This window comes from Caulobacter sp. GW821-FHT11E11, assembly GCF_058808315.1.
In genome coordinates this window covers 344,158-357,587 of record NZ_JBXARO010000002.1, presented here as the reverse complement: position 1 = coordinate 357,587, position 13,430 = coordinate 344,158, and the positions used below count along the sequence as shown (strand labels likewise).

General features: G+C 67.4%; 10 protein-coding genes. 5 read left to right on the top strand and 5 right to left on the bottom strand.

All coding sequences use genetic code 11. From position 1 onward, the window contains the following. The first annotated feature begins 169 nt into the window (after positions 1–169). Together AC1RR5_RS05710 and AC1RR5_RS05705 are read left to right on the top strand one after the other, a co-directional pair. On the top strand, positions 170–2,128 hold the full coding sequence (locus AC1RR5_RS05710; protein WP_492920133.1) for a rhamnogalacturonan lyase: 1,959 nt from the start codon (positions 170–172) through the stop codon (positions 2,126–2,128). Continuing rightward, entirely contained in the window at positions 2,125–3,453 is a 1,329-nt protein-coding gene (locus AC1RR5_RS05705) for an oligogalacturonate lyase family protein (protein ID WP_492920131.1), read from the top strand. The genes AC1RR5_RS05710 and AC1RR5_RS05705 overlap by 4 nt, the downstream gene beginning before the upstream one ends. A gap of 158 nt (positions 3,454–3,611) precedes the next feature. Here the strand turns inward: AC1RR5_RS05705 and AC1RR5_RS05700 are convergent, their stop codons facing one another. From AC1RR5_RS05700 to AC1RR5_RS05680, 5 genes are all read right to left on the bottom strand, one after another. Then, positions 3,612–6,638, bottom strand: a complete 3,027-nt coding sequence (locus tag AC1RR5_RS05700) for a glycoside hydrolase family 2 protein (protein WP_492920130.1) — start codon at positions 6,636–6,638, stop codon at positions 3,612–3,614. Positions 6,639–6,871: 233 nt separating this feature from the next. Next, a complete protein-coding gene (locus AC1RR5_RS05695; RefSeq protein ID WP_492920129.1) occupies positions 6,872–7,636 on the bottom strand; it encodes a rhamnogalacturonan acetylesterase in 765 nt (254 codons plus the stop codon). Beyond that, positions 7,633–8,775 carry an FMN-dependent L-lactate dehydrogenase LldD gene (lldD, locus tag AC1RR5_RS05690; protein ID WP_492920127.1) on the bottom strand — a complete coding sequence of 381 codons (1,143 nt, stop codon included), beginning with the start codon at positions 8,773–8,775 and terminating at the stop codon, positions 7,633–7,635. Before lldD ends, AC1RR5_RS05695 begins: the two co-directional genes overlap by 4 nt. 4 nt (positions 8,776–8,779) lie before the next feature. Further along, positions 8,780–9,541 (bottom strand): L-rhamnose 1-dehydrogenase Lra1, encoded by a 762-nt coding sequence (gene lra1 / locus AC1RR5_RS05685; RefSeq protein WP_454716865.1) that lies wholly within the window; start codon positions 9,539–9,541, stop codon positions 8,780–8,782. A gap of 22 nt (positions 9,542–9,563) precedes the next feature. Beyond that, positions 9,564–10,385, bottom strand: a complete 822-nt coding sequence (locus tag AC1RR5_RS05680) for an IclR family transcriptional regulator (RefSeq protein WP_492920126.1) — start codon at positions 10,383–10,385, stop codon at positions 9,564–9,566. 230 nt (positions 10,386–10,615) lie between these two features. Between AC1RR5_RS05680 and rhmD the strand changes: the two genes are divergently transcribed. The 3 genes from rhmD to AC1RR5_RS05665 are packed head-to-tail and all read left to right on the top strand — an operon-like array spanning position 10,616 to position 13,428. Beyond that, positions 10,616–11,794 (top strand): L-rhamnonate dehydratase, encoded by a 1,179-nt coding sequence (gene rhmD, locus AC1RR5_RS05675; RefSeq protein WP_492920125.1) that lies wholly within the window; start codon positions 10,616–10,618, stop codon positions 11,792–11,794. Between the two features lie 21 nt (positions 11,795–11,815). Continuing rightward, complete coding sequence (locus AC1RR5_RS05670) at positions 11,816–12,679, top strand: 2,4-didehydro-3-deoxy-L-rhamnonate hydrolase (protein ID WP_492920123.1); 864 nt, start codon at positions 11,816–11,818, stop codon at positions 12,677–12,679. Continuing rightward, entirely contained in the window at positions 12,676–13,428 is a 753-nt protein-coding gene (locus AC1RR5_RS05665) for an SDR family NAD(P)-dependent oxidoreductase (protein WP_492920122.1), read from the top strand. The genes AC1RR5_RS05670 and AC1RR5_RS05665 overlap by 4 nt, the downstream gene beginning before the upstream one ends. The last annotated feature ends 2 nt before the right edge of the window (positions 13,429–13,430 follow it).

Below are 13,430 nucleotides of genomic sequence, written 5' to 3'. Positions count from 1 at the left end.
TACTGTAGTGCCATATGTTGAGATGTCAACGCAATTTGTGGGAAGACATAACGTAGGTTTCGTGATGTAAACCTGAGCGATCCTGAAACGCGCTCTCGCGGGCGTGGAGTCGAAGAAGCCGCCGCACGCGGCCCCGGGGTCACGAAGGGGCTTTCAGGGAGGGCGCGTTATGGCTCTGAGAAAGACGAGATTCGCGGCGACCGCCGGCCTGGTCGCGCTGCTGGCGACGGGAGCGGCCCACGCCGCGCCGCGCTGGATGGAATCACTGGATCGCGGCGTGGTCGCTGTGCCCGCCAAGGACGGCGGCGTGCTGGTCAGCTGGCGCTTGCTGGGCGACGACCCGGCCGGCGCGACCTTCAATCTCTACAAGGACGGCAAGCGGTTGAACGCCAAGCCGCTGAGCGGCGGCACCGACTTCGTCGACAAGACCGCCGGCGCGGGCGCCTACACGGTGCGCCGGGTCGCCAAGGTCAAGGAAGGCGTGGCCAGCCGCCCTGCCCGTGTCTGGACCGACGGCTATCTGTCGATCCCGCTGGATCCGCCGCCGGCCGGCGTGACGCCTACGGGCGAGGCCTATTCGTACACGGCCAACGACGCCAGCGTCGGCGACCTGGACGGCGACGGTCGTTACGAGATCATTCTGAAGTGGGACCCGACCAACTCGAAGGACAACGCCTTTGGCGGCTATGCCGGCGACGTCTATCTCGACGCCTACACCCTGGAGGGCCAGCGCCTGTGGCGCATCGACCTGGGCCGCAACATCCGGGCCGGGGCGCACTACACCCAATTCCAGGTCTTCGACTATGACGGCGACGGCAAGGCCGAGCTGGCCGTGCGCACCAGCGACGGCACGATCGACGGGACCGGCAAGGTGCTGGGCGACGCCAATGCCGACTGGCGCGAAAGCGGCGGCGAGCGGCCCCAGGCCGACCGCACCGGCGCCTTCGTCCAGCCGGACGGGACCAAGGTCGCCAAGGTCCAGGGCCGCATCCTCAAGGGTCCCGAATATCTGACCGTCTTCGAGGGCGCGACCGGCAAGGCCCTGGCCAGCGCTCCCTACGCGCCCCAGCGCGATCCACGCACCGATGCTCCCAGCGTCGAGCAGATGACGGAGATCTGGGGCGACGGCTACGCCAACCGCTCGGACCGCTTCCTGGCCGGCACCGCCTATCTGGACGACCAGCGGCCCAGCATCATCATGGCGCGCGGTTACTACGGTCGCAGCACGATCGCGGCCTGGGACTTCCGGGATGGCAAGCTGACCCCGCGCTGGCTGTTCGACAGCGCCACGCCGGGCAACGAGGCCTTCGGCGGCCAGGGCAACCACCAGCTCAGCGTCGCGGACGTCGACGGCGATGGCCGCGATGAGATCGTCTATGGCTCGATGAGCGTGGACGACAACGGCAAGGGCCTGTGGAGCGCTCGCCTCTTCCACGGCGACACCATGCATGTCGGCGACCTGGATCCCACCCATCCGGGCCTGGAGAAGTTCGGCGTCCACGAGAGCCCCAAGAGCAATGGCGGCGTTGGCGCGGCCATGCTGGACGCCAAGACCGGCAAGGTCTTGTGGAGCACGCCCACCGACAAGGACACCGGCCGAGGCCTGGCCGCCGACATCGACCCGCGCTTCCCCGGCGACGAGGCCTGGGGCAGCAACTCGGACGCGCTCTACACCGCCCAGGGCCAGGTGATCGAGGGCGCCAAGCACCCGCGCCAGACCAACTTCGCGGTCTGGTGGGACAGCGACCCCCTGCGCGAACTGTTGGACAAGAACCAGATCAGCAAGTGGGACTGGAAGACCGGCCAGGCTCAGCCGCTGCTGACCGCCGAGGGCATGACCTCCAACAACGGCACGAAGGCGACTCCGACCCTGTCGGCCGACCTGCTGGGCGACTGGCGTGAAGAGGTGATCTGGCGGGCCGAGGACAACAAATCCCTGCGGATCTACGCCACGCCCTATCCCACCGACCGCCGCCTGGTGACGCTGATGCACGACCCGCAGTACCGCGTCTCGATCGCCTGGCAGAACACCGCCTATAACCAGCCGCCGCACACCAGCTTCCACCTGGGCGAAGGCATGAAACAGCCCAAGCCCGCGGCCATCGTCACTCGTAAGGCGTCGCAATGAAGTCGTTTGTTCTTGGCGGTCTGGCCGCCCTGCTCCTGGTCGGCGGCGCGAACGCCCAGGACGTCATGACCATGGGCAAGCCCGGCGCGCCCGAGCCGCCGCTGGAGTGGGTGGACAAGACCACCGGCCACCGGATCGTCCGCCTGTCGCGCGAACCGGGCAGCTCCAGCCTGTACTTCAACTACAACGGCTACACGCCCAAGGGCGACCGGCTGGTCTTCGCGACTCCCACCGGGATCGTCGCCATGGACCTGAAGACCCGCGCCCTGACCAGGATCGTCGAGGGCAAGGTCCGGCTGCTGTATGTCGGCCGCAAGACCGGCTCGGTCTATTACGAGAAGTCGCTGACCGATAACCCCGGCGGCCCCAAGGCCGTGATGGCGGTCGATCCCTACACCAAGGCGGTCCGCGAGGTCGCCAAGATGGATCGCGGCTCACTGCAGACCATCAATGCCGACGAGACGCTGCTGGCCGGCGTGGTGGTGCGGAACGACGTCCCGATCCCGCCCAACATGATGGACGCCCTGCCCAAGAACCCCGACGATGTGAAGAGCGCCGACGGCAAGGAGCTCTCCTATGCCGAGGGCCGCGAGGTGCAGCTGAACGCGCGCCTCGACAGCCGCATCCCGATGGAGATCTTCACGATCAACACGGTCACTGGCGAGCGCAAGGTCGTCCACCAGGCCACCGACTGGCTGAACCACCTGCAGTTCTCACCGACCGATCCGGGCCTCCTGATGTTCTGCCACGAGGGTCCCTGGCACAAGGTCGACCGCCTGTGGCTGATCCGGACGGACAAGGCTGGTGACCAGCCGGTCAAGATCCACACCCGCACCATGAACATGGAGATCGCGGGCCACGAGTGGTTCAGCGCCGACGGCAAGACCGTCTGGTACGACCTGCAGACCCCGCGCGGCGAGGACTTCTGGGTGGCCGGCTACGACGTCGCCTCCGGCAAGCGCAACTGGATGCACGTCCAGCGCAACGACTGGTCGGTGCACTTCAACTCATCGTCGGACGGCAAGTTGTTCGCCGGCGACGGCGGCGACAGCGAGATGGTCGCCCATGCGCCGGATGGGAAGTGGATCGTGCTGCTGAAGCCCCGCACCGTGCCGGACGTGGCGGGCATCCACGCGCCCGGGGCCGAGCACCTGATCGCACCGGGCGTGCTGGATTCGGAGCGCCTGGTGGACATGCGCGCGCATGACTATCGGCTGGAGCCGAACGTCAACTTCACACCGGACAACAAGTGGCTGGTGTTCAGGTCGAACATGCACGGGCAGAGCCAGGTGTATGCTGTCGAGGTGGCGAAGGCGCAGCCTTAGGACCAGCCATCCATCCTGCCTTCCTAGGCCTTGTGCCTAGGACCCAGGGTTCAGCTCGTGCTGAGAAACAAGGGCGCGCGCCAACACTGGCCGCGCCCTTTCCATTGGGCCACGCCTGGCGGCGCCATGGGTCCTCGCCACAAGGGCGAGGAAGGCAATCAAGGGATACGCCGATGCAGCTCCGCCTCGATGATCCCCAGTCGCCCGCCGGCCGCGACCTTCTCGGCGCCCGTGTCCAGCCCCGCCCGCGCGCCGGTGATCTCGACGATCTTGCCGAACGCGTCGCGATCCACCGTCGGCTCGGTCAGGGCGATCCGCAGTCGCGAGCCCTCCACCGCCTTCAACGGCAGCACCACGTAGCCCAGGCTCTTGGCCGACACCCCCTCATAGACCACCGCACCATCCATGGTGACGCGCAGCGGGTAAGAGCGCAGCCGCCAGCCGATCAGTTTCAGCTCCAGCTCGTCGACCACCTGGGGCTTGTCCAGGCGGTACTCGATCCAGGCGTTGGCCAGCTGGCCGTCGCTGGCCCAGTGGGTCATCTCGTCGTCGTCCTGGGCCAGGGCGACCGTGTCGGCGTTCGAGCCGGCGATGGTCTGCGCCGGACGCACCGTGACGCGCCAGGGCTTGAACGACGGCGTCGCCGGCGTCGGGCCCCGCACCAGGCTGACCGGCAAGGCGTCGTCGCCCACGGGCCAGCGGCCGTCGGCCTTGAGCGGCGCGGCGACGTCGAGGGTGATCGAGGCGTCCGGCAGCCCGTCGGCCTTGGCTGTCACCACGACCTTCCCCGCCTCAAGGGTCGAGCGCAGGGACACGCGATTGACCCCCGCCTCGACCGGCAGAGTCTTCGAGAGGATGAAGTTGTCGTCCGAGCGCGCCGCACCGGGGAACTTGGTCACCTGGTCGGCGCCCGCCGCCTTCTCGGGTTCGCCCGAGGCCGGCGGCGAGGGCTTGCGGCCCAGGCTGTCGCCCTGGGCGATGCCGCCGCGCCATTCCACCGGACCGGTCGTCGAGAAGCTGACCGTGTTTAGCGCCGTCGGCACACGCCTCCCCTGCTTGTCGACCACCTCGACATCGACCAGGGCCAGATCCGAGCCGTCGGCCTTCCAGCCGCCCGGACCCGTGCGTGGCGTCAGGCGCAGAGCCGCCGGCTCGCCGGTAGTCACCAGAGCATGGCGCGAGACGACCTTGCCCTTGGCGTCATAGCCCACAGCCTCGAGCTTGCCCGGCGCCCAGGCCACCTGCGGGAACGTGAACAGGAAGCCGTCGCTCTTGTTGCCGAAGCCCAGGGCGCGGCCGTTCAGCACCAGCGCGACCTTGTCGGCGCTGGAGACGACCAGCACGTCCTTCACCGTACCCGGCGCGTAGTTCCAGTGGCCGATGATGTGGCTGCGCGACCGCTCGACGTCGACCCAGCCGTCCCAGATCACCTGGTGGGCATAGAAGCCTTCTTTCGGCAGACGCATGCCATCCACCTCGCCGCTGCGGCGATAGTTGTTGTCGCCGCGGAAGTGGGTGTTGCTGTCGGAGAAGATGATGTTGACGCCGCCCGAGCTGACCCGATCGCCGCCGCCCGGCCGCGCGCGCCAGTAGTCGTACCAACGGCGGACGTTCTCGGCCGCGTGGCTGTCCTGGTTGCGGTTGTAGTCGGGGCTGTCCTTGTGGAACGGCGGGGTAAAGTCGTCCTGGAACTTCCGCGCGCCCTCGTCCCGCGAGTACTCCATAGCCCAGACGGGCTTGGAGGCGCTCTTGTTGATGTACAGCATCTCGCCGCCGTACTCGGCGACCTTGCTGGACAGCATCTCGCGCGAGCCGATGGCGCGGCCGCCGTGCGGATCAAGCTTGTCGCGGATGGCCTTCAGCTCGGCCATGTGCTCGTCGCTGATGTTCTCGTTGCCGCCCTCATAGAAGACGATCGAAGGGTTGTTGCGGAAGCGGACGATGGCGTCGGCCATGACCTCCTTGCGCTGATCCCAGCGACGACCGGTGACGTCACTCTCGGCGTCGCCGGCGGGCATGGCCTGCAGCAGGCCCACGCGGTCGGCCGAGGTCACGTCCTGCCGGGCTGGCGTGATGTGCATCCAGCGCACCAGATTGCCGCCGCTCTCAACCATCAGGGCGTTGGAAAAGTCGCTGATCCAGGGCGGGATGTCCGTTCCCAGGGCCGGCCATTCGTTGCTGGTCCGCTGGGCGTAGCCATGCACCTGGATCACCCGGTCGTTCAGCCGGACCATGCCCTGGCCGAAAGCGGTCTTGCGGAAACCGGTGCGGGTGACGACCTCGTCCACCGCCTTGCCGCCCTCGATCAGCGCGGTGTTGACGCCATAGAGATAGCCGTAGCCCCAGCTCCAGAAGTTCAAACCAGACAGCCGTTGCTTGGCCGAGACGGTGCGAGTCTCGCCCGGCGCCAAGGTGAGCGTCGGGCCGGTGAACTCACCGACTGTCTTGCCGCCCACGTCACGGACAGTGACGCGGTAGCTGAAGGTACGCGGACGGTCGGTCTCGTTGCGGACCTCGGACTCGGCATTGACGGTCGCCGTCCGGCCCTTGATGTCGAAGTCGTCGGCCCAGATGTAGACGCCCGTCGTGCCCAGGCTGGCATACAGCGGCAGGGTCTGGTGCAGGCCGCCGGTCAGGTGCAGTCGCACGGCGCGGTGGATGCCGCCGTAGTTCACATTGAAGTTGTTGTTGTTCCACTGGAAGCCGCTGCCGGTGGCCTTTTCCTTGTACTTCCAGTCGCTGTCGACGCGCACCGCCACGACGTTCTCGAACGGCGCGGGCTTGAGCAGCTTGGAGGCGTCGACGCCGAAGGCCGTGACCCCGTTCTCGTGGCCGCCGGCCAGCACGCCGTTGACGTAGACGTCGCCCGCCTGGCGTACGCCCTCGAATTCCAGGAAGGCCTTTTCGAAGACGGCCGGCAGGACGAAGCGCTTGCGGTACCAGGTGATCCCGCCCTTCAGGTCATGGATGTCGACCTTGAAGGCCTCGTCCTCGTTGAAGGCGCGCGGCAGGGTGACGGGCTTCCAGGCGACGTCGTCGAACCCAGGCGTCTCGGCGCCGGCGATCTCGCCCGTCGCCATCCGCCAGCCGTCGTTGAACGTAAACTCGGCCCGTTGGGCCAGGGCTTGGGTCGGCGCGACGGCGGCCAGCACGGCGAGCGCGAGCGGCCCAAACAAGCGCGACATACGACACCTCCCAATTTGGTCAGGCCACTTCGGGCTCTATCGCACCTTTGGCTTGACACCCGGCAGGCTGTCAAGCAATCTCATTATATCGGATGATATCTCACAAATTGGGATTTTATCTGTTAGTGGGCGGTCGCCTCCTCGTGCCCCCGCTGCGCACTTTTTACCCGCCATTCCCCCCGTGCGGGCCTATGGAGCGCCTCCCCGCGAGGCGCTCCATTTTTCTTATCCGCCTAAGGGCAGCTGGGGCCGCCCAGCCGGGCCTGGTTGTCCAGCGGCGCGGGATGGACGTAGCGCGAGAGCGGCAGCTTCAGCTTGGCCAGACGAGTCGCCACCAAGGCCGCGCCTAGACGCGCGCCCTGTTCGTTGATGTGGGTGTCGTCCTTGATCCCATCCGGATAACGGACGACCTGATCGTAGGGCTGGTACTGCAGATAGAGCCCGCGCGAGGCCAGCTGCCCCCTCGCCTTCAGCGCCGCCATCATGTCGCCGTCCAGGTCGACCAGAGGGACCTTCAGGTCGGTCGCCACGCGGTGGATGGTCGCCGCATAGGCCGCATGGGCGTCCTTGGGTGCGCCGTTCTCCCACAGCCAGCGGGCGATCGGGGTGACCAGCACGGGCTCGCCCTGCTTGGCCCGCACGTCGGCCACGAAACGCCGCAGGTTGACGTCGTAGGCGCCGTTCGGGTCGGTGAAGCGGACGATCTTCTTGGTGTCGGCGTCGTTGTGGCCGAACTGGATCAGGACGGTATCGCCGGGCTTCAGCTGGGCCAGCAGCTGGTCCCAGAGGCCCTCCTCGATGAAGGTCTTGGTCGAACGGCCGCCGCGCGCCAGGTTCACGACCTCGACGCGCGGATCCAGCGAGCACTTCAGCACCATGCCCCAGCCCATCTGCGGGTACTGGGACGGGCCGTAGTTGGCGGCGGTGGAGTCGCTGGCGATGACGATGCGCGGCGGCGTTGCCGCCACCGCGACCGCTAGGGCCAGCGCGGCGATCACCGCTCCAGCTCAGCCAGGATCGAGCGGTCGATCGACGCGATGTCGCGCACGCCCGTCAGGGCCATGGCGACGCGCATCTCCTTCTCGATCAGGTCCAGCAGCTGGGTGACGCCCGCCTCGCCGCGCGACGCCAGGGCATAGACGAAGGCCCGGCCCAGCAGGACGCCCTTGGCGCCCAGAGCCAGCATCCGCACCACGTCGAGGCCCGAGCGCACACCGCTGTCGGCGAGCACGGTCAGACGGTCACCGACCGCCTCGGCGATGGCCGGCAGAGCGCGGGCCGAGGACAGCACGCCGTCCAGCTGGCGACCGCCATGATTGGAGACCACGACCCCGTCCGCGCCGATGTCGGCGGCGGCCTTGGCGTCTTCCGGGTCCAGCACGCCCTTAATGATCAGCGGGCCCTTCCAGAGGTCGCGGATCCATTCCAGGTCCTTCCACTGGATGGACGGGTCGAAGTTCGCCCCCAGCCAACCCATGAAGTCCTCGAGGCCCGAATTGGCGCCCAGCACCGGGGCGACATTGCCCAGGGTGTGGGGACGGCCCATCAGACCGACGTCCCAGGCCCATTGCGGCTTGAACATCGCCTGCACCATGCGGCGCGCGGCGGCGTTGGGGCCGCTCATCCCGGAGTGCGCGTCGCGATAACGGGCGCCGGGAACAGGCATGTCGACCGTGAACACCAGGGCCGTAGCGCCGGCCGCGCTGGCGCGGGCCAGCAGGTCGCGCATGAAGGCCCGGTCGCGCAGCACATAGAGCTGGAACCAGATCGGCGCGGACGAGGCCTTGCTGACCTCGTCGACATCGCAGACCGACACGGTCGACAGGCAGAACGGTACGCCCTTCTTGGCCGCCGCGCGCGCCGCCTGCACCTCGCCCCGACGAGCATACATGCCGGTCAGACCGACCGGGGCCAAAGCCACCGGCAGGGCCTGCTTGACGCCGAACAGCGTGGTCGAGGGATCGCCGGCCGAGACGTCCTTCAGCACCCGCTGGCGCAGGGCGATGTCGGCCAGGTCCGAGACGTTGCGGCCCAGGGTCCGCTCGGCATAGGCGCCGCCGTCGATATAGTCGAACAGGAAGCGCGGCAGCTTGCGCCGCGCCGCCTCGCGAAAGTCCGTCGTGGACGAGACGATCACGGGACTACTGCAAGTTCACGAAGGCGCCGCCGTCGACCAGCAGCGCCGCGCCGGTCACGTACTTGGCCAGGTCCGAGGCCAGGAACACGATCGGCCCGGCCAGGTCGTCGGGCTCGCCCAGGCGGCCCAGCGGGATGCGGCCGGCCATGTATTCGCGCTTGGCGACGTCGGCCAGGTCTTCCTTGTTGATCGCCGTCTCGATGGTGCCGGGCAGCACCGAGTTGCAGCGGATGCCGTACTTGCCCAGGGCGATGGCGGTCGACTGCATCAGGCTGTGCACGCCGGCCTTGGTCGGGGTGTAGTGCGTCTGCATGCCGCCGCCGACCAGGGCGCTGATCGAGCTGACGGCGATGATGGCGCCGCCGTTACCCTGCTTGACCATCTGGTTGGCCGCCGCCTGCACCATGTAGTAGGCGCCGAACAGGTTCACCTTCATCGTCCGCTCCATGACCTCGGGCGGCATGTCGAGGAAGGCGTGGAACGGGCAGATGCCGGCGTTGTTGACGAACACGTCGACCTTGCCGAACGCGTCGACAGCGGCCTGCACGAAGGACTTGGAAGTCTCGACATTGGCGACGTCGCCCTTGATGGCGATGGCGCGGCGGCCGAGCGCCTCGATCTGGGCGACGGCGTCGGCGGCGCCGGCCTCGTCGGAGTGGTAGTTGATCGCCACGTCCGCGCCGTGCTGAGCGCAACCGATCGCGGCGGCCTTGCCGATCCCCTGCGAGGCGCCGGTCACCAGCACCACCTTGTCCTTCAGCAGCATCACTACCTCTTGTTTTTACTCATCAGCGGGCCAGCCGTTTTCCGTTCCAGCCCAGGTCACGGCCAATGGCGTTGGCCGTGTCACGCACGTCGTCGACCAGCGTCTTCATGCGGTCGTCGTCCATGTATTGCGCCGCGCCCGAGACGCTGATCGCGCCGACGATCTGGCCCGAGGCCCCACGGATCGGCGCGGCGACACAGCGGATGCGGTCTTCGTTCTCTTCCAGGTCGAAGGCGATGCCGCGCTTGGAGTAGTCGCGCATCCAGTCGATCCACTGCTTCTCATCCGGAGCCGTCGGCAGGGCGACGCCTTCCGAGCGGTACAGCGCGCGCCAGCGCTCCTCGGTGTCGTCCAGCACCAGGGCCTTGCCCAGACCCGTCGAGCGGATCGGCTGGCGATCGCCCACGCGCGAGCTGATGTTGATGCGGCGACGGCCGGTCAGCTTGTCGAGATAAAGCGCGCGCTCATCGTCGAGCACGCCCAGGTGGACGGTGTCCTCAGTCTCTTCCCACAGCTTTTCCAGGTGCGGGCGCGCGATACGCGGCAGATCCATCTGCTGGCTGGCCAGGTAGCCCAGCTCCAGCAGCTTTGAGCCCAGGCTGTAACCTTCGCGCGGCGCCTGCGAGAGCAGACGGCGCTCGACCAGGGCCGTGGCCAGCCGGTGAGTCGTGCTGCGGGTCAGGCCCAACTGCTTGGCCAGGGCCGGCAAAGCGATGGTCCCGGACTCGGCGACCACGTCCAGCAGATCCAGGCCTCGGAACAGGGTTTGGCTGCCGCTGGGAGACTTGGTCGTCGCGTTTTCGTCCGCCGCCACCGGTTCCGCTCCCCTTGACGCTGGTTTCATTTTGTAGCACTACCTCTCATATTGTGGAACGCAAGGCAAGCGGAACGACGGCGACTCTGTATGAGCGCGCCCGCCTCGCGAACCGATAGCGTGACATAGGTTATGTTGGGGAGGTAGGCGCGGCCTAAAGGCGGCGTCACGGGCCTGCTGGAACGCTTCCGGCATGCGCACCTCCCTTGTCCCCAGGCGGCGTCGAGGACGGCCGCCGCAAGGTTGGAGCCTCGTCGTCCATGGCGTTTCCGGTCATCAAGCATGTTCGCGCCTTCGTGGTTCGGGGCGGCGGCGCCGACTATCATGACCAGGGCGATGGCCACTGGATTGACGACCACATCGCCACGCCGATGTCGCGCTATCCGGAATATCGCCAGAGCCGCCAATCGTTCGGCATCAACGTGCTGGGCACGCTGGTCGTCGAGATCGAGGCCGCCGACGGCACGATCGGCTTCGCGGTGACCACCGGCGGCGAGCCCGCCGCCTATATCGTCGAAAAGCACCTGGCCCGCTTCCTGGAAGGCCGCGACCCGACCGAGGTCGAGAAGATCTGGGACCAGATGTACTTCTCCACCCAGTACTACGGCCGCAAGGGCCTGGTGGTGAACGCCATCTCGGGCGTCGACCTGGCGCTGTACGACCTGCTGGGCAAGCTGCGCCAGGAACCGGTCTACGCCCTGCTGGGCGGCAAGGTCCGCGACGAGCTGACCTTCTACGCCACGGGCGCGCGCCCGGACCTGGCCAAGCAGATGGGCTTCATCGGCGGCAAGATGCCCCTGCACCACGGCCCGGCCGAGGGCGAGGAAGGCCTGCGCAAGAACATCGAGGAACTGGCCACCATGCGAGAGCGCTGTGGCGACGATTTCTGGCTGATGTTCGACTGCTGGATGTCGCTGGACCTGAACTACGCCACCAAGCTGGCCCACAAGGCCCACGAGTATGGCCTGAAGTGGATCGAGGAAGCCCTCAGCCCCGACGACTACTGGGGCTATCGCGACCTGAAGAAGAATGCCCCCACCGGCATGCTGGTCACCACCGGCGAGCACGAAGCCACCCGCTGGGGCTTCCGCATGCTGCTGGAGATGGAGTGCTGCGACATCATCCAGCCGGACGTGGGCTGGTGCGGCGGCGTCACCGAGCTGATCAAGATCGCCAACCTGGCCGACAGCAAGGGCGTGATGATGATCCCGCACGGCTCGTCCGTGTACAGCTACCACTTCGTCATCACGCGCCATAACAGCCCGTTCGCCGAGTTCCTGATGATGGCCCCGAAGGCCGACGAGGTGGTGCCGATGTTCCACCCGCAGCTGATCGGCGAACCCGTTCCGGTGAACGGCAAGCTCAAGCTCTCCGACGCGCCGGGCTTCGGCGTCGAACTCAATCGCGAGGTCGGCTTGCACCGTCCTTACGCCCGCTGATCCATTTGAAAGCGTAGATCCATGAAACTGCTCCGCTACGGCCCCAAGGGCGCCGAGAAGCCCGGCCTGCTCGACAACGAAGGCAAGATCCGCGACCTGTCGGGCCACGTGGCCGACATCACCGGCGCCCAGCTGTCGCCGGCCAGCCTGAAGGCCCTGGCCGCCATCGACCCGGCCACCCTGCCCGTCGTCGAGGGCTCGCCCCGCTACGGCGTGCCGGTCAACGGCGTTTCCAAGTTCATCGCCGTGGGCCTGAACTTCGCCGACCACGCCGCCGAGTCGAACCTGCCGATCCCGGCCGAGCCGGTGCTGTTCACCAAGGCCGTCAGCTGCCTGACCGGTCCGAACGACAACGTCATGATCCCGCGCGGTTCGGAAAAGACCGACTGGGAAGTCGAACTGGGCGTCGTGATCGGTTCGCGCGCCAGCTACGTCACCGAGGACGAGGCCCTGGACTACGTGGCCGGCTACGTCCTGATCAACGACGTCTCGGAACGCGCCTTCCAGATCGAGCGTGGCGGCACCTGGGACAAGGGCAAGGGTTGCGACACCTTTGGCCCCGTGGGTCCCTGGATGGTCACCTCGGACGAGGTCGGCGACCCGCAGGACCTGGGCATGTGGCTGGACATCAACGGCGCCCGTAAGCAGGACGGCTCGTCCAAGACCATGATCTTCCCGATCAGCAAGCTGGTCTCGTACATCAGCGAGTTCATGACGCTGGAACCGGGTGACCTGATCACCACCGGCACCCCGCCCGGCGTCGGCATGGGCCAGAAGCCCGAGCCCGTTTATCTGAAGGCCGGCGACGAGATCCGCCTGGGCATCGAGAAGCTGGGCGAACAGCGCCAGATCGTCGTCGCCTGGTCGAAGGACGGCGCCCAGTGAGCACCATCTATCCCAATCGTTTCGCCGGCCGCGTCGCGGTCATCACCGGCGGCGCCTCGGGCCTGGGCAAGGCCGTGGCCGCGCGCATCGTCGCCGAAGGCGGCCAGGTCTCGCTGTGGGACCTTGACGCCGATGGCCTGAAGGCCGCCGCCGAGGAAGTGGGCGCGACCCACACCGTCGCGCTGGATGTCTCGGACGAAACCGCTGTTCTGGCCGCTGGCCAAGCGGCCAACGCGGCCCTGGGCCGCGTCGACATCCTGGTCGCTTCAGCCGGCATCACCGGCGCTACCGCCCCGGTGTACGAGTACCCGACCGACAGCTGGAAGCGCGTCTTCGACATCAACGTCAACGGCGTCTTCTACTGCGCCAAGTCGATCGCGCCGCTGATGATCGCCCAAGGCTACGGCCGGATCGTCAATGTCGCCTCGGTGGCCGGCAAGGAAGGCAATCCCAACGCCGGCGCCTATTCGGCGTCGAAGGCGGCGGTGATCGGCCTGACCAAGTCGCTGGGCAAGGAACTGGCCACCAAGGGCGTCATCGTCAACAGCCTGACCCCGGCCACCTTCGAGAGCCCGATCCTGGAGCAACTGCCCGCCAGCCAGGTCGAGTACATGAAGGGCAAGATCCCGATGGGCCGCCTCGGCGAGATCCACGAGAGCGCCGCCATGGTCTGCTTCATGGCGTCGGAGGAGTGCAGCTTCACCACCGCCTCGACCTTCGACACCTCCGGCGGCCGGACCACGTTCTAGGG